22 protein-coding genes are annotated in these 20,133 nt (G+C 66.3%); 11 read left to right on the top strand and 11 right to left on the bottom strand.

The window, feature by feature from the left end; genetic code table 11:
• The first annotated feature begins 80 nt into the window (after window positions 1–80).
• Together HMPREF2716_RS23010 and HMPREF2716_RS23005 are read left to right on the top strand one after the other, a co-directional pair.
• On the top strand, window positions 81–398 hold the full coding sequence (locus HMPREF2716_RS23010) for an Mpo1-like protein (RefSeq protein ID WP_003114819.1): 318 nt from the start codon (window positions 81–83) through the stop codon (window positions 396–398).
• 217 nt (window positions 399–615) lie between these two features.
• Entirely contained in the window at window positions 616–2,007 is a 1,392-nt protein-coding gene (locus tag HMPREF2716_RS23005) for a protein CyaB (protein WP_003124349.1), read from the top strand.
• Here HMPREF2716_RS23005 and HMPREF2716_RS23000 read toward each other — a convergent pair.
• Both HMPREF2716_RS23000 and HMPREF2716_RS22995 read right to left on the bottom strand, forming a co-directional pair.
• Entirely contained in the window at window positions 1,997–3,052 is a 1,056-nt protein-coding gene (locus HMPREF2716_RS23000; RefSeq protein WP_003114817.1) for a glycosyltransferase family 4 protein, read from the bottom strand. The two genes, HMPREF2716_RS23005 and HMPREF2716_RS23000, sit on opposite strands and share 11 nt — an antisense overlap.
• Window positions 3,049–3,861 (bottom strand): UDP-2,3-diacylglucosamine diphosphatase, encoded by an 813-nt coding sequence (locus HMPREF2716_RS22995; protein WP_043494801.1) that lies wholly within the window; start codon window positions 3,859–3,861, stop codon window positions 3,049–3,051. The genes HMPREF2716_RS23000 and HMPREF2716_RS22995 overlap by 4 nt, the downstream gene beginning before the upstream one ends.
• Before the next feature lie 146 nt (window positions 3,862–4,007).
• On the opposite strand from HMPREF2716_RS22995, the gene HMPREF2716_RS22990 reads away from it, so the two are divergent.
• The 3 genes from HMPREF2716_RS22990 to HMPREF2716_RS22980 all read left to right on the top strand — a co-directional run bounded on the left by HMPREF2716_RS22990 (window position 4,008) and on the right by HMPREF2716_RS22980 (window position 6,081).
• Window positions 4,008–4,772 (top strand): helix-turn-helix domain-containing protein, encoded by a 765-nt coding sequence (locus tag HMPREF2716_RS22990; RefSeq protein ID WP_003114816.1) that lies wholly within the window; start codon window positions 4,008–4,010, stop codon window positions 4,770–4,772.
• A 64-nt stretch (window positions 4,773–4,836) separates the two neighbouring features.
• The gene (locus HMPREF2716_RS22985) at window positions 4,837–5,172 is read left to right on the top strand and encodes a tRNA-binding protein (protein WP_003109191.1); all 336 of its coding nucleotides are present in this window, start codon (window positions 4,837–4,839) and stop codon (window positions 5,170–5,172) included.
• A gap of 9 nt (window positions 5,173–5,181) precedes the next feature.
• The gene (locus tag HMPREF2716_RS22980; RefSeq protein ID WP_070622020.1) at window positions 5,182–6,081 is read left to right on the top strand and encodes a DMT family transporter; all 900 of its coding nucleotides are present in this window, start codon (window positions 5,182–5,184) and stop codon (window positions 6,079–6,081) included.
• A gap of 104 nt (window positions 6,082–6,185) precedes the next feature.
• Here HMPREF2716_RS22980 and azoR3 read toward each other — a convergent pair whose 3' ends face one another.
• Complete coding sequence (azoR3, locus tag HMPREF2716_RS22975) at window positions 6,186–6,827, bottom strand: FMN-dependent NADH-azoreductase AzoR3 (RefSeq protein WP_003114814.1); 642 nt, start codon at window positions 6,825–6,827, stop codon at window positions 6,186–6,188.
• 146 nt (window positions 6,828–6,973) lie between these two features.
• A complete protein-coding gene (locus tag HMPREF2716_RS22970; protein WP_003091533.1) occupies window positions 6,974–7,291 on the bottom strand; it encodes a hypothetical protein in 318 nt (105 codons plus the stop codon).
• A gap of 199 nt (window positions 7,292–7,490) precedes the next feature.
• On the opposite strand from HMPREF2716_RS22970, the gene HMPREF2716_RS22965 reads away from it, so the two are divergent.
• The 5 genes from HMPREF2716_RS22965 to HMPREF2716_RS22945 all read left to right on the top strand — a co-directional run bounded on the left by HMPREF2716_RS22965 (window position 7,491) and on the right by HMPREF2716_RS22945 (window position 12,242).
• Window positions 7,491–8,420 (top strand): PA3225 family LysR-type transcriptional regulator, encoded by a 930-nt coding sequence (locus HMPREF2716_RS22965; protein WP_003091534.1) that lies wholly within the window; start codon window positions 7,491–7,493, stop codon window positions 8,418–8,420.
• A 6-nt stretch (window positions 8,421–8,426) separates the two neighbouring features.
• Window positions 8,427–9,254, top strand: coding sequence for an alpha/beta fold hydrolase (locus HMPREF2716_RS22960; RefSeq protein ID WP_003119699.1), 828 nt, complete (start codon window positions 8,427–8,429; stop codon window positions 9,252–9,254).
• Window positions 9,236–9,799, top strand: a complete 564-nt coding sequence (ppiA, locus tag HMPREF2716_RS22955; RefSeq protein ID WP_003114812.1) for a peptidylprolyl isomerase PpiA — start codon at window positions 9,236–9,238, stop codon at window positions 9,797–9,799. The genes HMPREF2716_RS22960 and ppiA overlap by 19 nt, the downstream gene beginning before the upstream one ends.
• Window positions 9,800–9,861: 62 nt before the next feature.
• Window positions 9,862–11,694 (top strand): ABC transporter ATP-binding protein, encoded by a 1,833-nt coding sequence (locus HMPREF2716_RS22950; protein ID WP_003109184.1) that lies wholly within the window; start codon window positions 9,862–9,864, stop codon window positions 11,692–11,694.
• 281 nt (window positions 11,695–11,975) lie between these two features.
• Window positions 11,976–12,242, top strand: coding sequence for a DUF2790 domain-containing protein (locus tag HMPREF2716_RS22945; RefSeq protein ID WP_003091540.1), 267 nt, complete (start codon window positions 11,976–11,978; stop codon window positions 12,240–12,242).
• Between the two features lie 32 nt (window positions 12,243–12,274).
• Here the strand turns inward: HMPREF2716_RS22945 and HMPREF2716_RS22940 are convergent, their stop codons facing one another.
• The 7 genes from HMPREF2716_RS22940 to HMPREF2716_RS22910 form a co-directional block, all read right to left on the bottom strand.
• The gene (locus tag HMPREF2716_RS22940) at window positions 12,275–13,399 is read right to left on the bottom strand and encodes a GNAT family N-acetyltransferase (protein WP_003114811.1); all 1,125 of its coding nucleotides are present in this window, start codon (window positions 13,397–13,399) and stop codon (window positions 12,275–12,277) included.
• 313 nt (window positions 13,400–13,712) lie between these two features.
• Window positions 13,713–13,871 (bottom strand): DUF3309 family protein, encoded by a 159-nt coding sequence (locus HMPREF2716_RS22935; protein ID WP_003091542.1) that lies wholly within the window; start codon window positions 13,869–13,871, stop codon window positions 13,713–13,715.
• A 108-nt stretch (window positions 13,872–13,979) separates the two neighbouring features.
• The gene (locus tag HMPREF2716_RS22930) at window positions 13,980–14,606 is read right to left on the bottom strand and encodes a 3'-5' exonuclease (protein WP_003114810.1); all 627 of its coding nucleotides are present in this window, start codon (window positions 14,604–14,606) and stop codon (window positions 13,980–13,982) included.
• The gene (locus HMPREF2716_RS22925; protein WP_023517839.1) at window positions 14,603–16,402 is read right to left on the bottom strand and encodes a CBS domain-containing protein; all 1,800 of its coding nucleotides are present in this window, start codon (window positions 16,400–16,402) and stop codon (window positions 14,603–14,605) included. The genes HMPREF2716_RS22930 and HMPREF2716_RS22925 overlap by 4 nt, the downstream gene beginning before the upstream one ends.
• 89 nt (window positions 16,403–16,491) lie before the next feature.
• Complete coding sequence (locus tag HMPREF2716_RS22920; RefSeq protein ID WP_003091546.1) at window positions 16,492–18,147, bottom strand: cation acetate symporter; 1,656 nt, start codon at window positions 18,145–18,147, stop codon at window positions 16,492–16,494.
• Window positions 18,144–18,455 (bottom strand): DUF485 domain-containing protein, encoded by a 312-nt coding sequence (locus HMPREF2716_RS22915; RefSeq protein ID WP_003091547.1) that lies wholly within the window; start codon window positions 18,453–18,455, stop codon window positions 18,144–18,146. The genes HMPREF2716_RS22920 and HMPREF2716_RS22915 overlap by 4 nt, the downstream gene beginning before the upstream one ends.
• Before the next feature lie 217 nt (window positions 18,456–18,672).
• Window positions 18,673–19,530, bottom strand: a complete 858-nt coding sequence (locus HMPREF2716_RS22910) for a glycine betaine ABC transporter substrate-binding protein (RefSeq protein ID WP_003114808.1) — start codon at window positions 19,528–19,530, stop codon at window positions 18,673–18,675.
• Window positions 19,531–19,823: 293 nt separating this feature from the next.
• Between HMPREF2716_RS22910 and HMPREF2716_RS22905 the strand changes: the two genes are divergently transcribed.
• Complete coding sequence (locus tag HMPREF2716_RS22905) at window positions 19,824–20,045, top strand: DUF2061 domain-containing protein (protein WP_003091551.1); 222 nt, start codon at window positions 19,824–19,826, stop codon at window positions 20,043–20,045.
• The last annotated feature ends 88 nt before the right edge of the window (window positions 20,046–20,133 follow it).

Here is a 20,133-nt window from a genome sequence, read left to right as displayed (position 1 = left end):
ACTAAACTGGCCCTGTATGTCATCCGCGACATCGTGCGGCCCGCACTACACTGCGCGGACACAACGAGAGGAGGCATTCCATGAGCAGCCCTGATGACGAGCGTTTCCACAGTTTCGCCGAGTTCTACCCCTACTACCTGCAGGAACACAGCAACGCGGTGTGCCGCCGCCTGCACTACGTCGGCAGCCTGCTGGTGCTGGCGGTGCTCTTCCACGCCGTGGCCAGCCAGCAGTGGCTATGGCTGCTGGCGCTGCCGCTGGTGGGCTACGGCTTCGCCTGGGTCGGCCACTTCGTCTTCGAGAAGAACCGCCCGGCCACCTTCAAGTACCCGCTGTGGTCGTTCATGGGCGACTGGGTGATGCTCAAGGACGCTTTCACCGGCCGCATCCGCTTCTGACCCATCCGCGCGGCTGGCCCCCCGGGCCGGTCGCTCCCCCGGGACGACCGTCGGTCCCGGATCGGCGCGCTTTCCTGAACTATCGATCAGCTGTCACTGGCCGCCGCGCAAACGCTTGGTTAAGATTCCGCCAGCAACCTGGCCACCCGCCATTCCCCAGGCGGAAAGCTCACGAGGCCGAGCCGGGACGAAAATACACAGGGATCCTCTCCAGCGCATGAAGCCTACCCTCCCCGACCGCTCGCCGACGAGCCGGTCCGTCGCGTCCATGCGTGAATACTATTCGCGCGTGCTGGCCTATATCGCCTGTGGCGCCAGCATCGCGGCGGGAACCTACACCCAGTATTTCAGCTACGGCATCCTCTGGATGGTGCCCTATGCGCTGCTCTACCCGCACCTGGCGTACCACCTCGGCCAGCGCTTCCGCCAGCACGACCCGCGCAAGGTGACCCGCGCCCTGCTCGCGGTCGACGCCGTGCACTGTGGCCTGGGCATGGCGCTGCTCGGCTTCTCCGTGGTGCCCAGCCTGATGTTCCTGCTGGTGCTGAGCTTCACCGCGCTGGTCATCGGCGGCCTGCGCCTGCTCGGCATGGCCTTGCTGGTATCGGCCAGCAGCGCCCTGCTGGTCGCCGTGCTCGTCGCCCCGCCGCTGCTGGGCAATACCCCGGTCGAGGTGGCCGCGGTCAGCATCCTGTTCTGCGGACTGTACATCTGCATCACCGCCTTCTTCGGCCACCAGCAGGGCCTGCGCCTGGCCCAGGTGCGCCAGGAGATCGCCCGCGAGCAGGAAAAGGCCGCGCGGCTCGCGCGCAACCTGGCCAAGTACCTGTCGCCGCAGGTCTGGGAAATGATCTTCAGCGGCAAGAAGAGCGTGCGCCTGGAAACCCAGCGCAAGAAGCTCACCGTGTTCTTCTCCGACATCCGCGGCTTCACCGAGCTATCCGAGGAACTGGAAGCCGAGGCCCTGACCGACCTGCTCAACAACTACCTCAACGAAATGTCGAAGATCGCCCTCAAGTACGGCGGCACCATCGACAAGTTCGTCGGCGACTGCGTCATGGTGTTCTTCGGCGACCCCAGCACCCAGGGCGCGAAGAAGGACGCCGTGGCTGCGGTATCGATGGGCATCGCCATGCGCAAGCACATGAAGGTGCTACGCCAGCAGTGGCGGGCCCAGGGCATCACCAAGCCGCTGGAAATCCGCATGGGCATCAACACCGGCTATTGCACGGTGGGCAACTTCGGCGCCGACACGCGCATGGACTACACCATCATCGGCCGCGAGGTGAACCTCGCCAGCCGCCTGGAAAGCGCCTCGGAAGCCGGCGAAATCCTCATTTCCCACGAGACCTACTCGCTGATCAAGGACGTGATCATGTGCCGCGACAAGGGCCAGATCGCGGTCAAGGGCTTCAGCCGCCCGGTGCAGATCTACCAGGTGGTGGACTCGCGCCGCGACCTCGGCGCCGCGCCCAGCTACGTCGAGCACGAATTGCCCGGCTTCTCCATGTACCTGGACACCAACAACATCCAGAACTACGACAAGGAACGGGTCATCCAGGCCCTGCAACAGGCCGCCGAACGCCTGCGCGACAAGGTCATCCTCTAAGTTCGTCGAACGCCGCCGGCAGTTCGTCGCGCCATTCCGGCGCAGTCCGCGGGCCGCTCGCCTGCAGCGCCAGGAACTCCTCCGCCGAAACCCGCCAGGACTGCTCCCGCGCCCAGCGCCCGCAGGCCTGGCGATCCAGCGCCAGCGCCTGGCGGCAGGCTTCGCCAAGATCCTCGTGCATGACCCCGGTCACGCCCTGCTGCAATACATCCAGCGGCCCCGGCACGGCGAAGGCCGCCACCGGCACGCCACAGGCCAGGGCTTCGAGCATCACCAGGCCATAGGTATCGGTCAGCGAGGGGAACACCAGCACCGAGGCCGCCCGGTAGGCGTCGGCCAGCGCGCGACCATGGCGGTAGCCGAGAAAACGCGCCTGTGGATAGCGCTGCTCCAGCGCCGCCCGCTGCGGGCCGTCGCCCACCAGCCATTTTTCGCCCGGCAGTTCGAGATCGAGGAACGCCTCCAGGTTCTTTTCCGTCGCCAGCCGCCCGACATACAGGAACACCGGCGGCCGCTCTTTCGCCGGAGGTGTCTCGGCGGGATGGAACAGTTCGGTATCGACGCCCTTGCGCCACAGCCGCAGGTGCTGGAAGCGCCAGGCGCAGAACTCGTCGCGCAGGCGCGGGGTGCTCACCAGCACCGCCCGGCTCGGCCGATGGAAGGTGCGCAGGAAGGCATAGCCCCAGGACAACGGCAGCCACGGACAGCGGTCACGCAGGTATTCGGGAAAGCGCGTATGGATCGCCGAGGTGAAGTCCAGGCCGCGCTTGCCCAGCCAGCGCCGCGCGGCCCAGCCGAGCGGCCCCTCGGTGGCCAGGTGCACGGCATCCGGGGCGAAGGCCTCGATCAGCCCGCCGAGGCGCCAGAGGTTCCAGGCCAGGGGGATTTCCGGATAGCTGGGACAGGGCAGGCAGCGGAAGTCGGCGGGCGACAGCACCCGTACCTGGTGGCCCAGCAGTTCCAGCTCGCGCTGCAGGGCCAGCAGGCTGGTGACGACTCCGTTGACTTGCGGTAACCAGGCGTCGCTGACGATCAATAGCCTCATGCCGCCGGCTCGACCGCCGCGGCCTGCGCCGCCAGCCACGCCTGCTCCTCGGCCAGGCGGTAGAGCTGGATGCTGCCGTCCCAGTGTTCGATCAGCGCCGTGCAGGACTCCACCCAGTCGCCGCAGTTGAGGTAATCGACGCCCTCGATGCGGCGGATCTCGGCATGGTGGATGTGCCCGCAGACCACCCCGTCGAGCCCGCGCTTGTGGCACTCGTGGGCGATGGCTTCCTCGAAGTCGCTGATGAAGTTCACCGCGGTCTTGACCTTGTGCTTGAGGTACGCCGACAGCGACCAGTAGCCGTAGCCCCAGCGCCGCCGCCAGTGGTTCAGCCAACGGTTGAGGAGCAGGGTGAACTCGTAGGCGGAATCGCCGAGGAACGCCAGCCAGCGGTGGTAGCGGGTGATCACGTCGAACTGGTCGCCGTGTATCACCAGCAGCTTGCGGCCGTCGGCGGTACTGTGCACCGCCTCGTCGACCAGGCGGATGTTGCCGAGGATCAGGCTCGAATAGCGGCGCAGGAATTCGTCATGGTTGCCGGTGACGTAGATCACCTCGGTGCCGCGCTTGCTCAGGGTGAGCAGGCGGCGGATCACGTTGGTGTGCGCCTGCGGCCAGTAGATGCCGCCGCGCAGCTTCCAGCCGTCGATGATGTCGCCCACCAGGTAGATGCGATCGGCGTGGTAGCGCTTGAGGAACGCCGCCAGGTGTTCGGCCTGGCAATCCCGCGTCCCCAGGTGGACATCCGAGATCCACAGGGTCCGGACCCGCTGCTTGCGGTTCGAGGTGAAGCGTTGCGCGGTGCTCATCGGCGGGTCTCCGACGGTGTTTTTCCGATCTTGGCCGGCGCCGGTGAAACGACTGTGACAGGCCGGCGACCGTTGCGTGACAGGGCCCGGCTGTCTGTCGCCGGCGCCAGCGGGTAGACTGGGCGCCTGCCTCCGGGAGCTTCGCCATGGGTTCGATCCTTTCCCTGCGCCACTACAGCCACGACCAGATCGTCCACAGCCATGACCATGCCCAATTGGTCCTGGGCCTCAGCGGCTGCCTCGACTTCGAGGTCGAGGGGCGCGGCAGCCGCGTGTTGCGGCAGACCTTCGCGGTGGTTCCGGCGCAAGCCCGGCATGCCTGCTCGAGTCCCTCCGGCAGCCGCTGCCTGGTCCTCGACCTGCCCTGCGACGGCAGCCTGCTGCTGGGCCTGGGCGAACACGCCGAAGCCGGTAGGCGGCTGTTCGAGCGACCGCAGGCGCTGTCGCTGACGCCCGCCCAGGGCCAACTGGTGAACTGGCTGGCCAGCGGCCCGATCAACGACCCGGTGATCGCCCACCAGGGCGCCGGCCTGCTCCTCGCCAGCCTGGCCAGCGAGCGCCAGCCGCCGCGCCAGCAGCCCCGCCTGCCACTGGCCAGCCTCGACGCCTACCTCGACCGCCATGCCGCCCATCCGCTACAGGTAGCCGACCTGGCGCGGCTGGCCGGTCTTTCGGTGGCGCGCTTCCACAGCCTGTTCCTCGCCGAGACCGGACAGACGCCCATGGACTACGCGCGCAGCCGACGCCTGCACCAGGCCCACGAACTGTTGCTGGAGAGCAGCCTGGCGGTGGGCGAGATCGCCGCCCGGGTCGGCTACGCCTCGCAGAGCGCCTTCACCGCAGCGCTGGTCCGCGAGTTCGGCGTCACCCCGCGACAACTGCGTCGCGAGTCCCGCGACAAAACCGGCTAGCCGCACGACAGACAAATCCGTCACGACTCCTTACTCTCTGCCCATCGACAGAACAGGAGTCAGCATGGACATCATCGAATGGCAGGATTTCGAACGCGTCGAACTGCGCGTCGGCACCATCCTCAGCGCCGCTCCCAACCCCAAGGCACGCAAACCCGCCTATGTCCTCGAGGTCGACCTCGGACCGCTCGGCCTGCGCACCTCCAGCGCGCAACTGACCGCACACTACCAGGCCGAGCAACTGGTCGGACGCCAGGTCCTCTGCGTCTGCAACTTCGCTCCGAAGCAGATCGCCGGGGTGCGCTCGGAGGTCCTGGTCACCGGGGTCTACGATAGCGAGGACAAGGTGGTCCTGGCCGGCTTCGACAAGCCCCTGCCCAACGGTGCGCGCCTGGCCTGAAGGATCCCCATGAATCGACGTTCCGCCCTCGCCGCCCTGCACGGCGGCGCCCTCCTCTTCGGCCTGACCGGGGTGTTCGGCAAGCTGGCCAGCGCCTCCCCCGGGGTGATCGTGTTCGGTCGTGCGCTGTTCGCGGTGCTCGCCCTCGGCCTCTTCGCCCGCCTCGCGGGCCAGGCCTGGCGCGCCCTGGGACCCGCGCAATGGCTGCGCCTGGCGCTCTGCGGCCTGCTCCTGGCCGGCCACTGGGTGAGTTTCTTCATCGCCGTGAAGACCGCCGGCGTGGCCATCGCCACCCTCGGCTTCGCCAGCTTCCCGGCCTTCACGGTAATCCTCGAAGGGCTGCTCTTCCGCGAGCGCATTCATCTCGCGGAAGGACTGCTGGTGGTCCTGGTCAGCCTTGGCCTGGTGATGGTCACGCCGAACTTCGACCTCGCCAGCGGCGCCACCCTCGGCCTGCTCTGGGCGATCCTTTCCGGCCTGCTGTTCGCCCTGCTGTCGCTGGCCAACCGTAGCAACAGCGGGCAGGTCGGCCCGGTGCAGGCGGCGCTCTGGCAGAACCTGGTAGTCACCCTGTGCCTGCTGCCATTCGCGGTCGGCGAACTACCGGCGCTACCCGCTCTCGACTGGCTCTGGCTGGCCCTGCTGGGCGTCTTCTGCACCGGCCTGGCGCACAGCCTGTTCGTGGCCAGCCTGGCGGTGGTCAAGGCCCGCACCGCGGCACTGGTATTCGCCCTGGAGCCGGTCTACGGGATCGCCTTCGCCTGGCTGCTGTTCCATGAGACGCCGGGGCCGCGGATGTTCCTCGGCGGTGCCCTGATCATCCTCGCCATCGTGCTGTCGGCGCGCCTCGGTGCACGGGGCAGGAAAACAGCAGTCGGCGACGAACGAGGCGATCCCGAGCGCGCCTGAATCCGCCCCGGCCGTCACACCGGCAACCATCGAAAGTCCGCAGGGAATAAAAAAACCCGGTCGAACACGCGGGGGGAAGGGGTTCGACCGGGTGCTGCGTCCAATCACCGGAGCGTTGGCAGAGGGACGCAAAGGGAGGTGTCGGTTTCCAGCGCCTGCCGCATCCGCTCACGGGCTCGCGCCAGGCCTTTCTCACGGAATTCCGGGCCCATGTTCATGCCCTCCGCGTGGATGAAGGTGACGTCGTGGATGCCGACGAAGCCCAGCACCTGGCGCAGATAGGGTTCCTGGTGATCGAGACCACCGCCGGCGTAGATCCCGCCGCGGGCGGTGAGAACGAAGGCGCGCTTGCCCTGTAGCAGGCCTTCCGGCCCCTGCTCGGCGTAACGGAAGGTCAGGCCGGCGCGCAGCACATGGTCGAACCAGCTCTTCAGGCTGCTGGGAATGGCGAAGTTGTACATCGGTGCCGCCAGCACCAGCACGTCCGCCATCCGCAACTCCTCGGTCAGGCGATTGGAACGCTCGAGGGCGCGCCTTTCCGCAGCGCTATGGCCATCACAGGGGGTGGTCCAGGCTCCCAGCAATAATTCATCGAGGTGCGGCAGCGGCTCGCGCGCCAGGTCGCGAACCTGGAAGCGATCAGCGGGATGCGCGATTTTCCAGTGGGAGATGAATTCCGCCGTCAGCAGGCGGGAAACCGAGCCCCGTTGGCGGGCACTGCTCTCGATAACCAGGACACGGGACATGACTCGACCTCCACCCACTGCGCTACAACGATGGAGGTGAGGGTAGAGAATGATTAATCGATTAAAAAGTTGAAAAAACCGCTGTTAAATATCGACCAGGTTGATTTATAAACAGGCACCACCTAGTCTTTCGGTGAGAGAACGCTCTATTTCGCGATCTTGCAGGTCAGCTTGATCCGCAACTTGATGATGTCGCGGCCGAACTGCGCGGTGAAGTTGCTGTTCTGCCCGGGCTGGATCACGCCCTTGCGCACTTTCGGGGTCTCCGGGCCGTTGCGGAACACCGCCGTGCACTCTGCCGCCTGGCCTCCCAGGTTGGTGAGAAGGATCGCGCCCATGTCGCGCCCGATGTCCTGGGTGCTGTAGGAGACCTCGGTGCCGTTGAGTTGCGGGTCGACCTCGATCGGATAGGCGAAAGCGGACAGGGGCAGCAGCGATAGTGCGAAACAGCAAAGCCTTTTCATGGCCGGACTCCCGGTAGCGACAGATGGAAAAATGGCAACACCCTGAAAACCACGGCATCCCGTACGTCAAGAGAATGGACAGCTACCCCGTACAGGACGCCGACGACACGATAAGCGAAGTCGCCCCTCCGGCGCACTCGTCATCGCCTGCCGGCCGCGGAAACGCCGGCGAGGCATCCCTGCATTCGAGGAGGCGGAAATGAAAGCGCCACGCGTAACCCTGGACCAATGGCGGACCCTGCAGGCGGTGGTCGACCACGGCGGCTTCGCCCAGGCCGCGGAAGCCCTGCACCGCTCGCAATCGTCGATCAGCTATACCGTGGCGCGCATGCAGGAACAGCTCGGCGTGCCGCTGCTGCGCATCGACGGACGCAAGGCGGTGCTGACCGAGGCCGGCGAAGTATTGCTGCGCCGTTCGCGGCAACTGGTCAAGCAGGCCGGGCAACTGGAGGAACTGGCGCACCACATGGAACAGGGCTGGGAACCCGAGGTGCGCCTGGTGGTGGACGCCGCCTACCCCACCGCGCGGATCGTCCGCTCGCTGTCCGCCTTCATGCCGCAGAGCCGCGGCTGTCGCGTGCTGCTGCGCGAGGAAGTGCTCTCCGGCGTCGAGGAAGCGCTGATCCAGGGCGCCGCCGACCTGGCGATCAGCGGCCTGATCATTCCCGGCCACCTCGGCGCCGACCTCAGCGTGGTCGAGTTCGTCGCCGTGGCCCACCCCGACCATCCGCTGCACCGCCTGCAACGCGAACTGACCCACCAGGACCTGGAAACCCAGATGCAGGTGGTGATCCGCGACAGCGGCCGGCTACAGCCGCGCGACCACGGCTGGCTGGGCGCCGAACAGCGCTGGACGGTGGGCAGCCTGGCTACCGCGGCGACCTTCGTCGGCAACGGCCTGGGCTTCGCCTGGCTGCCGCGACACATCATCGAGCGCGAACTGCAGAGTGGCCAGCTCAAGCCGCTGCCGCTGAGCCAGGGCGGCGTGCGGCAGAGCCGCTTCTACCTCTACACCAACAAGGAAAAGCCGCTCGGCCCGGCCAGCCAGATCCTCATGGAAATGCTCAAGTCGTTCGCCAACGTACCGCTCAACGCGCCCTTCGCGGCGCCCGAACCGGCCGCCGAGTGAACGCAGATGCCTGACTTCCAGCACCGCGACTGCACCCTCGTCTACGACGACCACCCCGGTCCCACCGAGCGCGCGCCGGTCCTGCTGCTGCACGGTCTCGGTTCGAGCGCCCGCGACTGGGAATACCAGTTGCCGGCCCTGCTGGGCCACTACCGCCTGCTGGTCCCGGACCTGCGCGGCCACGGCCGCTCCGGCAAGCCGCGCGGCGGCTACAGCATGGCCGGCTTCGCCGAGGACTGCGCGGCGCTGCTCGACCGGCTCGGCTGCGGCCCGGTACACCTGGTCGGCATCAGCATGGGCGGGATGATCGGCTTCCAGTTGGCCTGCGACCGACCCGACCTGCTGCGCAGCCTGACCATCGTCAACAGCACTCCGGAAGTCATCCCGCGCAAGCCTCGCGAACATCTGGAGGTGGCCAAGCGCAAGCTCCTCTCGCGCCTGCTCAGCCTGCGGACCATCGGCCGCGCCCTCGGCCGGCTGTTGTTTCCCAAGGCGGAACAGGCCGGGCTGCGAGAGAAGATCGAGGCGCGCTGGGCGGAGAACGACAAGCGCGCCTACCTGGCCAGCCTCGACGCGATCATCGGCTGGGGCGTGCAGGAACGATTGGCCGAGATCGCCTGTCCGACCCTGGTGATCAGCGCGGATCGCGACTACACGCCGGTATCGCTGAAGCAGGCCTATTGCGAGCGGATCGCCGACGCCCGCCTGGTGGTGGTGGAGGACTCCCGCCACGCCACGCCGATGGACCAACCCGAGATTTTCAACACCACCCTGCTCGGCTTCCTCGCCGATATCGATAAAACCAAGGAACAACCATGCTCAAACGTCTCCTGATCGCCGCCTGCACCCTGCTCTTCGCCGGTTCCCTGCTGGCCGCCACGCCTGCCGCCAAGCCGCACGTCCTGATCGCCACCAGCCTCGGCGAGATCGAGGTAGAACTCGATCCGGCCAAGGCGCCGATCAGCGTGAAGAACTTCCTCGAGTACGTCGACAGCGGCTACTACGACGGCACCCTGTTCCACCGCGTGATCCCGGGCTTCATGGTGCAGACCGGCGGCTTCAGCGCCGGCATGCAGGAGAAGAAGACCCGTGCACCGATCAAGAACGAGGCCGACAACGGCCTGCTCAACGAGCGCGGCACCCTCGCCATGGCCCGTACCGGAGTGGTCGACTCGGCCACCAGCCAGTTCTTCATCAACCTGACCGACAACGACTTCCTCAACCATGGTGCCCGCGACTTCGGCTATGCCGTGTTCGGCAAGGTGGTGCGTGGCATGGGCGTGGTCGACCAGATCGCCAAGGTTCCCACCACCCGCCGCAACGGCTTCGCCGACGTGCCGAGCGACGACGTGGTGATCCTGTCCGCCAAACGCCTCTGAGTCCAGCCGCAGGGGCTTGATCCGGCGGGCCCAGGACGGGCCCGCTCCAGAAGAGAGCCATCATGCTTTATCGTCGTTTCGAACGTCTGATCGACCCGTTCCGCAGCGCTTCCGAACGCATGCCGCCCAGCGAAGTGCTGCGTTTCTATGTCTACTTCCTGCGCCAGGTCTGGCCGGTGTTCCTGGCCCTGCTGGTGGTCGGCCTGATCGTCGCGCTGATCGAGGTGGCGCTGTTCAGCTACCTCGGCCGCATCGTCGATCTCGCCCAGAGCACGCCCAGCGCGGAATTCTTCCGCGTGCACGCCAACGAACTGATCTGGATGGCGGTGGTGGCGCTGGTCCTGCGCCCGCTGTTCAACGCCCTGCACGACATGCTGGTGCACCAGAGCATCAACCCGAGCATGACCAACCTGATCCGCTGGCAGAACCACCGCTACGTGCTCAAGCAGAGCCTCGGCTTCTTCCAGAACGATTTCGCCGGGCGCATCGCCCAGCGCATCATGCAGACCGGCAACTCGTTGCGCGATTCGGCGGTGCAGGTGGTGGACGCCCTCTGGCACGTGCTGATCTATACCGTCAGCGCCCTGGTGCTGTTCGCCGAGGCCGACTGGCGCCTGATGATCCCTCTGGTGCTGTGGGTGTTCGCCTACGTCGGCGCCCTCGCCTACTTCGTTCCCCAGGTCAAGCGCCGCTCGGTGGAGGCCTCGGATTCGCGCTCGAAGCTGATGGGGCGGATCGTCGACGGCTACACCAACATCACCACGCTGAAGCTGTTCGCCCACACCCGCCAGGAAGAGGACTACGCCCGCGAAGCGATCGGCGACCAGACCCTCAAGTCGCAACGCGCCGGGCGCGTAGTGACCTCCATGGACGTGACCATCACGGTGATGAACGGCGTGCTGATCACCGGCACCACCGGCCTGGCCCTGTGGCTGTGGAGCCAGGAGCTGATCTCGGTGGGCGCCATCGCCCTGGCCACCGGGCTGGTGATCCGCATCAACAACATGTCCGGCTGGATCATGTGGGTGGTCGGCGGCATCTTCGAGAACATCGGCCAGGTCCAGGATGGCATGCAGACCATCGCCCTGCCGCGCAAGGTGGTCGACCGCGAGGACGCCCAGCCGCTGCGGGTAGAGCGCGGCGAGGTGGAGTTCGAGCACATCGCCTTCCACTACGGCAAGGGCAGCGGCGTGATCCAGGGTCTCGACCTGAAGGTCCGGCCCGGCGAGAAGATCGGCCTGGTCGGACCTTCCGGCGCCGGCAAGTCGACCCTGGTCAACCTGCTGCTGCGCCTGTACGACCTGGAGAGCGGACGCATCCTGGTCGATGGCCAGGACATCGCCGGGGTGACCCAGGAAAGCCTGCGCGCGCAGATCGGCATGGTCACCCAGGACACCTCGCTGTTGCACCGCTCGATCCGCGACAACCTGCTCTACGGCCGCCCCGGCGCCAGCGACGCGGAACTCATGGAAGCGGTGCGCAAGGCTCGCGCCGACGAGTTCATCCCGCTGCTCAGCGACGCCGAGGGCCGCCGCGGCTTCGACGCCCATGTCGGCGAACGCGGAGTGAAGCTCTCCGGCGGCCAGCGCCAGCGCATCGCCATCGCCCGGGTGCTGCTCAAGGACGCGCCGATCCTGATCCTCGACGAAGCGACCTCGGCGCTGGACTCGGAAGTCGAATCGGCGATCCAGGAAAGCCTGGAGACCCTGATGCAGGGCAAGACGGTGATCGCCATCGCCCACCGCCTGTCGACCATTGCGCGCATGGACCGCCTGGTGGTGCTGGACAAGGGCCACATCGCCGAAAGCGGCACGCATGCCGAGTTGCTCGCCCATGGCGGCCTCTATGCGCGCCTCTGGCAACACCAGACCGGCGGCTTCGTCGGCGTCGACTGAAGCCTCGGCACCGGGCGGCGGCTCGCGCCGCCCGGCCTGGGTGACCTTGTCAAAGGCTCTGCAACGGGCCTTTTCGCGGCAATCATCACCGCCGTCGATCTCGACTAGCACGCGCTTCGATTTTTTCCGCCAGCGAAACGGTGTTCTTATCGAACCCGTGCCCCGGCTCGATCCCGACGCCTGCCGCATCGTCCCCGTCCACCTGGCGTCGGCCACGGACGACCAAGGATGCCAGTGCTCGGTACCGGGGATTTCGCCCCATCGCTACGGAGAATCACAGAATGAAACTTGCCTCTGTCGTGTCCGCCGTCATCACCAGCCTCGCCCCCATGGCCTTTGCCCAGGACGTGGACAAGGACCCGGGCCGCGGCCTGCCGGTCGAGGAATACCACTACGGCATGCAACTGGACGTGAAGAATGTCCTGCACCGTACCGACAATTCGACCAGGACCGGCGTAGTGCCGGTGACCGTGGTCTACGAGGACCATAGCGGCGAGCTGCACAAGATCCGCTTCCTCGAATGGGGCGGCAGCACCAGCAACGGCTGAGCGGACGCCACGCCCTATCGTTCCGGCCCCCTTCAGGCCTGGCGGTAGGGCAACAGGCCGTGGGCCTCCTCGGCGTAGGCGCGCACACCCGCCCGCTCCTGTTCGAGGAACTGCGCCACGGCATCGCGCAGACCGGGATGCGCCAGGTAGTGCCAGGAGCGCGTCAGCACCGGCTCGAAACCGCGGATCAGCTTGTGTTCGCCCTGGGCGCCGGCGTCGAAGCGCGCCAGGCCGGCGCCGATGGCGAATTCCAGGCCCTGGTAGAAGCAGGTCTCAAAGTGCAGCCGGTCGAACTCGGCCAGGCATCCCCAGTAGCGCCCGTACAGGGTATCTCCAGCGACCAGGCTGAACGCCATCGCCACCGGCTTGCCACGCTGGTGGGCGAAGACCACACGGATCGCCTCCGGCATGCGCTCGGCCAGCAGGCCGAAGAACTCGCGGCTCAGGTAGGGATCGCGGTCGCGCACCAGGTAGGTGTTGGCGTAGCAGAGATAGACGAAATCCCACTCCAGTTCGGACAACTGGCCGCCTTCCCGCCATTCGAACTCGATGCCCTGTCCGCCGACCTGTTCGCGCTCCTTGCGCAGTTGCTTGCGCTTGCGCGAACTGAGGGCCTCGAGGAAGTCCTGGAAGTCCCGATAGCCGCGGTTGTGCCAGTGGTACTGGCAACCCAGGCGTTCGAGCCAACCGTCACGCGCGGCAAGCAAGGTGTCCGCCCGGGCGTCGGTGAAATTCACATGGATGCTCGACAGACCGCTCGCCTCGGCCTCCTCGCCAAGGGACGCGAGCAGCCCCTGCAACCCTTCGTCCTCGCCCAGCAGGCGCGCACCGGCGACCGGGGTGAAGGGCACCCCTACCAGCAGCTTCGGGTAGTAGCGGATACCGGCCCGCTGGCAGGCGTCGGCCCAGCTCCAGTCGAACACGTATTCGCCGTACGAGTGCGCCTTCACATAGGCCGGCAGCGCCGCGCACAGCCGCCCTTGCGGATCGCGCAGCACGCGATGAGCCGGGCGCCAGCCGGTAGCGGGCGTCACGCTGTGGCTGTCTTCCAGCGCGGACAGGAAAGCATGACGCAGGAATGGCTGGGCGGGAGGCAGCAAGGCGTCCCACTCGGCGGCGTCGATATCGGCAAGGGTGGCAAGCGTCTGGATCGGCATGCGCGCCAGTCTGGCGCGAGACGCAAGGCAAGTGAAGCCGGTCGATGGAAAAAAAGCGCCCGGCGGACCCGCGATGAAACCGCCCTTCACCAAGCGAAGGCTTCGATCCATCCTACGTAGAGCGCATAACGCCAACGGCGTTATCCGCCGATACCCGTCGCAACGGCGGATAACCGCGATGCGGTTATTCGCCCTACCCCAGGGCGGAGCGAAAGCAGGGAAACCCTCCGCGTAGGGCGCATAACGCCGGAGGCGTTATCCGCCGATACCCGTCGGGACGGCGGACAACCACGACGGCATTCCCGATCGGGCCCTAGATCATGCCCAGCAGCAACAGGACCAACAGCACCACCAGCAATGCGCCGACGATCCCCGAGGGCCCGTAGCCCCAGTTGCGCGAATGAGGAAAGACCGGCAGGCCGCCGATCAGCAGCAGGATCAGGATGATCAGAAGAATCGTACCGAGACTCATGGGCGTCGCTCCTGTTCGGCTCATGGGGCAAAGGGCGGCAGATTCCGCCCTTGTAGTTCTCGACCCCCGCCGAGCAACGAAGATTCAATAAATCCGCGCCCTCCAGCCTCAGTGGATGACCTTGGGCGCCGGCCCCTTGAGCAGGCGCATGAACATCAGCGCCACCGCCTGGGCGTCGCCGAGGGCGGTGTGGCGACCGCTGACCGGCACATCCAGGGCCCGCGCCAGGGTGTCGAAGCGCAGGTCGATGTGTGCGTCGGGAAAATGCCGGCTGACCTTCCGGTGGTACAGCGACGAAATCTCGATGGAGGGGTTGTGCAACTGTCGGTCGAGGAGCTGGCGCAGGTGCCGGTTCAGCACGGCGACATCGAACGACAGATAGTAGCCCAGCAGCGGTCGGTCGCCGATGAACGCCAGCACCTGGCGCAGGGCCTGCTCCAGCTGCAACTGTCCCTCCAGGTCGGCGCGGCGCAGCTTGTGGATGCGGATCGACTCCGCATCCAGGCTCGGCGGCGGCTCGACGTAGAGTTCCAGGCGCTCGCCCATGACCAGTTTGCCGCGCCGCACCAGCACCGCGCCGATGCTGAGGATGTCGGCACGACGCGGGTCGAGGCTGGTGGTCTCGAGATCGAGGGAGATCACTTCCTCCGCCTCGACCGCCTCGTGCATCCACCAATACAGCCGGCGGCGCCAGCCCGGCCAGCGGCTGTCGGGCAACTTGACCATGGTGTTCATCGGGTCTCCAGGTGGAATTGACGGGCCACGCTCTGCTTGAACTTCTTCACCACATGCAGGCCGTAGCGCAGCATGTCGCGATCGTGGCGGCTCATGCCGCTGACGTCCAGGCCCTGCTGGCGACCGTCGCGTTGGCCGGCCAACTGGCGGGTCAGGCGCAGTTGCAGGAACAGCTCGAAAGACTCGCTAAGGTCGTCCGCCAGGCGTGCTTCGAGGACCTTGTGTCGCTTCAGCGCCTCGATCCGTGCCAGGGTCCCGCGGGTCTCCAGGCCTTCGCGCAGGGCCAGGGTGCGGATGCCGTGGACGATGGGGAAGATCCCGCCGCGCTTGAGATCGAGGCGGGCGTCCTGGGTTTTCAGCTGGCCGAGGAAGGTCAGCGGCGTATCGAATTGCAGGGCCGCCGCCGCGATATCCGCCAGCCAGCGCTCGCCGCCGTCGGCGAAACCGCGCAGTTGCCGACGCAACGGCTCGAACAGCTGCAGGTTGCCGGCCACCGGCCAGGCATCGGCCAGGATCGACAGGCGCAACAGCTGCTCCGGCTTGCCCTCCAGCAGCGTCCCGCGCAGCTCCGCCTGCCAGGCCGCCAGCGGCTTGCACCATTCCGGCCGACTGGCCATTACCCCTCCGGGACAGGGCGGATAACCGAACTCCAGCAAGGCCGCGCTGAAGCGCTGCATCATCGCCAGGGCCTGTTCCTGCGGCAGATCGTCGGCCAGGACCAGGGCATTGTCCTGGTCGGTCTTCAGCAACTGCTCGCCGCGTCCTTCGCTGCCCATCACCAGCAAGCAGCAGCGCCCGCGCAGGATTGGCGGCAGCAACAATTCGAAAAGCCGTTCGAGCAATTGCTCGTTGAGCGCGCTGACCAGCTGCATGATGAAGCGCAGGCGGATACCGTTGCCGGCCAGGGTAGCGATCAGGGTGTCCAGGGTTTCCGCGCAGCGGCGCAGGTCGCCGAGGTCGTCGGCGCGGGCGATGCGCAGCGCCAGGACGTGGGAATGGGTGGAGAACAGGCTGAGCACCTGGGTCAGGTGCAACAGGCCGATCACCTGACCGTCCTCCGTGACCGCGACCCGCTCGATACGCTGGCGCGTCATGAGGATCATCGCGTCGAACAGGAAATCGCCCAGTTCGACGCTGGCCAGCGGACCATGGGCCAACGGCCCGATCGCCTCCAGCTCGCTGCGCCCGTCGCGGAAGTGCGCGCTCATGAGGTCGGTGCGGGTGACGATGCCGAGCTCGGGCCCGTCCCTCTCCAGCCGCACCAGCAGGGCATCGGCGCCGTGGCTCAATTGCAGGCGCGCGGCGTCGCCGAGGGACAGCGAGGCCTCCACCTCCAGCGCCGGCAGCAAGTGCTCGCGGGCGATGCGGGTAAGGATGAACTCGGCAAGGTTCTGCCCGTCGCGCTGGGCCAACTGGCGCTTGGCCGCCAGGTCGGCCTGGAAGAACCGGGCGAAACCCGGGTTCTCCCCGCACAACTGGTGGAAGCAACTGGCCGGCAGTTCGTAGACGATGCTTTCCTCGATCGCCAGGTAGCGATGCTTGCTGCTGCCGGAAAACAGCCCGCGGACGTCGAACAGGTCGTCCGCGGCGTACTGGGCGAACACTCGCCCGTCGTCGCCGCGCTCCTCGACCACGCCCTTGAGCAGGACGAACAGCCCGGGGACCGCCGAACCGGCCTCCAGCAAGGTTTCCCCCGGCGCGTAGTAGCCTACGCTGAGGGCCTGCTTGAGGGTCTCGCGCTGATGGGGACGCAACTGGTCGAAGGGCGGCGAGGCGAAGTTGAAACTGTCAGGCATGGCTCATCTCGCTGTAACCGGGACGCTGAAACGAAAGGCGGCGGACCGGAAATCCGGCCGCCGCCTCGGGCTACGTCTTCACGTAGCGCTTAGTGGGCCACCGCGCCAGAGGCGCCCAGGCCGGTCTGGGAACGGATGAACTGCGGGAAGAAGCGCGCCCGCTCCTCGTCGGCCGCCGCCGACTTGTCGGTGATGGAGAAGAACCAGATACCGACGAAGGCGACGATCATCGAGAACAGCGCCGGGTACTCGTACGGGTAGATGGCTTTCTCGTGGCCGAGGATCTGCACCCAGATGGTCGGGCCGAGGACCATCAGGCCCACCGCGGTGATCAGGCCCATCCAGCCGCCGATCATGGCGCCGCGGGTGGTCAGCTTCTTCCAGTACATGGAGAGCAGCAGCACCGGGAAGTTGCAGCTGGCGGCGATGGAGAAGGCCAGGCCGACCATGAAGGCGATGTTCTGCTTCTCGAAGAGGATGCCGAGCACGATGGCGACCACGCCCAGGGCCACGGTGGTCATCTTCGAGACCCGCAGCTCGTCCTTCTCGTTGGCCTTGCCGCCCTTGAACACGCTGGCGTACAGGTCATGGGAGACGGCCGAGGCCCCGGCCAGGGTCAGCCCGGCGACCACCGCGAGGATGGTGGCGAAGGCCACCGCCGAGATGAAGCCGAGGAACAGGCTGCCGCCCACCGCGTCGGCCAGGTGCACCGCCGCCATGTTGTTGCCGCCGATCAGGGCGCCGGTGGCGTCCTTGAAGTCCGGGTTGGTGCTGACCAGCAGGATCGCGCCGAAACCGATGATGAAGGTCAGGATGTAGAAGTAGCCGATGAAACCGGTGGCGTAGAACACGCTCTTGCGCGCTTCCTTGGCGTCGCTGACGGTGAAGAAGCGCATCAGGATGTGCGGCAGCCCGGCGGTGCCGAACATCAGCGCGAAGCCCAGGGAGAATGCCGAGATCGGATCCTTGACCAGGCCGCCCGGACTCATGATCGCCTCGCCCTTCGGATGCACCTTGATGGCTTCGGAGAACAGCGTGCTGACGTCGAAGTTGACGTGCTTGAGCACCATGATCGCCATGAACGAGGCGCCGGAGAGCAACAGCACGGCCTTGATGATCTGCACCCAGGTGGTCGCCAGCATGCCGCCGAACAGCACGTAGAGCACCATCAGGATGCCCACCAGGACCACCGCGACATGGTAGTTGAGGCCGAACAGCAGCTCGATCAGCTTGCCGGCGCCGACCATCTGCGCGATCAGGTAGAACGCCACCACCACCAGCGAGCCGCAGGCCGACAGGGTGCGGATCTGCTTCTGCTTGAGGCGGTAGGAGGCGACGTCGGCGAAGGTGTACTTGCCCAGGTTGCGCAGGCGCTCGGCGATGAGGAAGAGGATGATCGGCCAGCCGACCAGGAAGCCGATCGAGTAGATCAGGCCGTCGTAGCCGGAAGTGAAGACCAGCGCCGAAATACCCAGGAAGGATGCCGCCGACATGTAGTCGCCGGCGATCGCCAGGCCATTCTGGAAGCCGGTGATGCGGCCGCCTGCGGCATAGTAGTCGGCCGCCGAGCGGTTGCGCTTGGATGCCCAGTAGGTGATGCAGAGGGTCGCGCCGACGAAGGCGACGAACATGACGATGGCCGAGACGTTCAGCGGCTGGCGCTGCACGTCGCCGGTCAGCGCGTCGGCCCAGAGGGCCGGAGCGAAGGCCGCAAGGCCGAGCGCGGCAAGGAGACGAGCGATCATTGCTGCGCCTCCTTGAGGATTTCCTGGTTCAGGCTGTCGAACTCGCCGTTGGCGCGACGCACGTACAGGCCGGTCAGGATGAACGCGGCAAGGATCAGTCCGACACCCATCGGGATGCCCCAGGTCACGGACGAATCGGGACTGATACGCGCGCCCAGCAGCTGCGGCTGGAAAGCGATCAGCAGGATGAATATCACGTAGAGGCCAAGCATGATCGAAGAAAGTATCCAGGCGAAACGCTCTCGCTTGGCCACCAACTCCTTGAAGCGCGGATTGGTATCAATCCGCTGGTAGATGCTGTCGTTCATTGTTTTTATCCTCACAGCGGGGTGACGCGGAATGTCGTCGATATCCACTGTAGGACGCTGGTGCAAGCGCTCCAGACGACTTTAGTCGTAGCGTTTCGCCAGCCGCTCTAGACCGGTATTCCCGGGCCTTCCGGCAGATTCCGGAGCCAGCCTTCGGCAAGGAAAAACGCCGTGCCCGGTTGCCCGGGCACGGCGTTCCCCGATCGAACCAGCCGTGCTACTGCACCCAGTCCTTGACCCGTCCCGGGTTGGCCGCCACCCACTGCTTCGCCGCATCCTCGGGTTTGGCGCCCTCCTGGATCGCCAGCATCACCTGGCCGACCTCGTTGCCATCCTTCCAGCCGAACTTCTTCAGGAACTCCCAGACCGGCTTGGCCTTGGCCTCCAGCGCCGGGTTGGCGACGGTGTCGACATGCTCGGTATCGCCATAGACCTTCTTCGGATCGTCGAGGAACTTCAGCTTCCACTTGGCGAACATCCAGTGCGGAATCCAGCCGGTCACCACCACCGGCTTCTTCTCGTTCTCGGCACGGGTCAGCTCGGCGATCATGCCGCTGCCGGAACTGGCCACCAGCTTGTAGTCGAGGCCATATTGCTTGATCGCCTCGTCGGTCTTGATCATCACCCCGGCGCCGGCATCGATACCCACCACGCGGCCGCCGAAAGCGTCCTTCTGCGCCTGGAGGTCGGCGATGCTGTTGGCGCTCACGTATTCGGGGACGATCAGGCCGATGCGTGCGTCCGGGTAGTTGATGGCAAGGTTGACCACCTTATCCTTCATCTTCTCGTAGTAGGCGCCGTGGGTGCCCGGCAGCCAGGCCGAGAGCATGGCATCGAGCTTGCCGCGCGCCACGCCCTGCCACATGATCCCCGCCGCCACCGGCATCAGCTTCACCTCGTAGCCGAGCTTCTCGCGGATCACCTCGGCGGCCACATGGGTGGTCGCCACGCTGTCCGACCAGCCGTCCACGTAACCGATGGTGATCACCGGCTTGTCCGCCGCGGCCGCCATCCCCACAGCCGCCGACATTGCCAGGCCCGCACTCCAGCACAACAGTCGTCGCATCATTCGCATCAGACGTACCCCTTGTTCTATGCCGACGGGGACGCTCCCCGGCGGTCGCGGCACTCTGCGGTGCCGCCGTCCATCATCGGCGCGCCCGGACGGCGGACTGCTCTGAGAACGACACCCATCGCACCCGATAACGACATGCCTCGAACTGCGCTGCGGCACGCTGCGGATGTGCTCCGAGACAGTGCGATCGAAGCGCTCTATGCACTCGATTGGACAGGCCGATTTCCGCTTGGCCGAGCGCCTGGATAGGCTTTCGCCAAAGAGGAATGATTCTCGATCAAAGGAGAGCAGCCATGCTCAAGACCCTGACCTTCACCGTCATGCACTTCATCATCGCCTTCAGCGTGGCCTATGCGCTGACCGGCAGCATAGCGGTCGGCGGGCTGGTGGCGGCGGTCGAGCCGCTGTGCAACTCGGTCGGTTTCTACTTCCACGAGAAGATCTGGAAACGCTTCGAGAAAGACGGCGCGCCGCGCCCGGCTAGCGCCCATGGCTGGCTGCACCGCCACGCCTGAAGGGATATTCGCGAGGCACGGCAAGAGGCGGGAAAGACCGATTGGAACGCTGGCTGCAATAACCCACTGCACTACTGAGGCTTGCAGT

The organism is Pseudomonas sp. HMSC076A11 (genome assembly GCF_001810205.1).
Taxonomy (GTDB): domain Bacteria; phylum Pseudomonadota; class Gammaproteobacteria; order Pseudomonadales; family Pseudomonadaceae; genus Pseudomonas; species Pseudomonas aeruginosa.
The sequence above is the reverse complement of the archived record's forward strand: the minus strand, read 5'-3'. Positions and strand labels throughout refer to the sequence as shown.

What these genes read in the sequence shown, in the direction of transcription:
- HMPREF2716_RS22930 (WP_003114810.1), bottom strand. Translation starts at nt 14,606, where the DNA reads ATGAACACCATGGTCAAGTTGCCCGACAGCCGCTGGCCGGGCTGGCGC.
- HMPREF2716_RS22995 (WP_043494801.1), bottom strand. Translation starts at nt 3,861, where the DNA reads ATGAGCACCGCGCAACGCTTCACCTCGAACCGCAAGCAGCGGGTCCGG.
- HMPREF2716_RS22990 (WP_003114816.1), top strand. Translation starts at nt 4,008, where the DNA reads ATGGGTTCGATCCTTTCCCTGCGCCACTACAGCCACGACCAGATCGTC.
- HMPREF2716_RS22980 (WP_070622020.1), top strand. Translation starts at nt 5,182, where the DNA reads ATGAATCGACGTTCCGCCCTCGCCGCCCTGCACGGCGGCGCCCTCCTC.
- HMPREF2716_RS22915 (WP_003091547.1), bottom strand. Translation starts at nt 18,455, where the DNA reads ATGAACGACAGCATCTACCAGCGGATTGATACCAATCCGCGCTTCAAG.
- HMPREF2716_RS23005 (WP_003124349.1), top strand. Translation starts at nt 616, where the DNA reads ATGAAGCCTACCCTCCCCGACCGCTCGCCGACGAGCCGGTCCGTCGCG.
- HMPREF2716_RS22950 (WP_003109184.1), top strand. Translation starts at nt 9,862, where the DNA reads ATGCTTTATCGTCGTTTCGAACGTCTGATCGACCCGTTCCGCAGCGCT.
- HMPREF2716_RS22960 (WP_003119699.1), top strand. Translation starts at nt 8,427, where the DNA reads ATGCCTGACTTCCAGCACCGCGACTGCACCCTCGTCTACGACGACCAC.
- HMPREF2716_RS22965 (WP_003091534.1), top strand. Translation starts at nt 7,491, where the DNA reads ATGAAAGCGCCACGCGTAACCCTGGACCAATGGCGGACCCTGCAGGCG.
- HMPREF2716_RS22905 (WP_003091551.1), top strand. Translation starts at nt 19,824, where the DNA reads ATGCTCAAGACCCTGACCTTCACCGTCATGCACTTCATCATCGCCTTC.
- HMPREF2716_RS23010 (WP_003114819.1), top strand. Translation starts at nt 81, where the DNA reads ATGAGCAGCCCTGATGACGAGCGTTTCCACAGTTTCGCCGAGTTCTAC.
- HMPREF2716_RS23000 (WP_003114817.1), bottom strand. Translation starts at nt 3,052, where the DNA reads ATGAGGCTATTGATCGTCAGCGACGCCTGGTTACCGCAAGTCAACGGA.
- HMPREF2716_RS22935 (WP_003091542.1), bottom strand. Translation starts at nt 13,871, where the DNA reads ATGAGTCTCGGTACGATTCTTCTGATCATCCTGATCCTGCTGCTGATC.
- HMPREF2716_RS22940 (WP_003114811.1), bottom strand. Translation starts at nt 13,399, where the DNA reads ATGCCGATCCAGACGCTTGCCACCCTTGCCGATATCGACGCCGCCGAG.
- ppiA (WP_003114812.1), top strand. Translation starts at nt 9,236, where the DNA reads ATGCTCAAACGTCTCCTGATCGCCGCCTGCACCCTGCTCTTCGCCGGT.
- HMPREF2716_RS22985 (WP_003109191.1), top strand. Translation starts at nt 4,837, where the DNA reads ATGGACATCATCGAATGGCAGGATTTCGAACGCGTCGAACTGCGCGTC.
- azoR3 (WP_003114814.1), bottom strand. Translation starts at nt 6,827, where the DNA reads ATGTCCCGTGTCCTGGTTATCGAGAGCAGTGCCCGCCAACGGGGCTCG.
- HMPREF2716_RS22945 (WP_003091540.1), top strand. Translation starts at nt 11,976, where the DNA reads ATGAAACTTGCCTCTGTCGTGTCCGCCGTCATCACCAGCCTCGCCCCC.
- HMPREF2716_RS22970 (WP_003091533.1), bottom strand. Translation starts at nt 7,291, where the DNA reads ATGAAAAGGCTTTGCTGTTTCGCACTATCGCTGCTGCCCCTGTCCGCT.
- HMPREF2716_RS22920 (WP_003091546.1), bottom strand. Translation starts at nt 18,147, where the DNA reads ATGATCGCTCGTCTCCTTGCCGCGCTCGGCCTTGCGGCCTTCGCTCCG.
- HMPREF2716_RS22910 (WP_003114808.1), bottom strand. Translation starts at nt 19,530, where the DNA reads ATGCGAATGATGCGACGACTGTTGTGCTGGAGTGCGGGCCTGGCAATG.
- HMPREF2716_RS22925 (WP_023517839.1), bottom strand. Translation starts at nt 16,402, where the DNA reads ATGCCTGACAGTTTCAACTTCGCCTCGCCGCCCTTCGACCAGTTGCGT.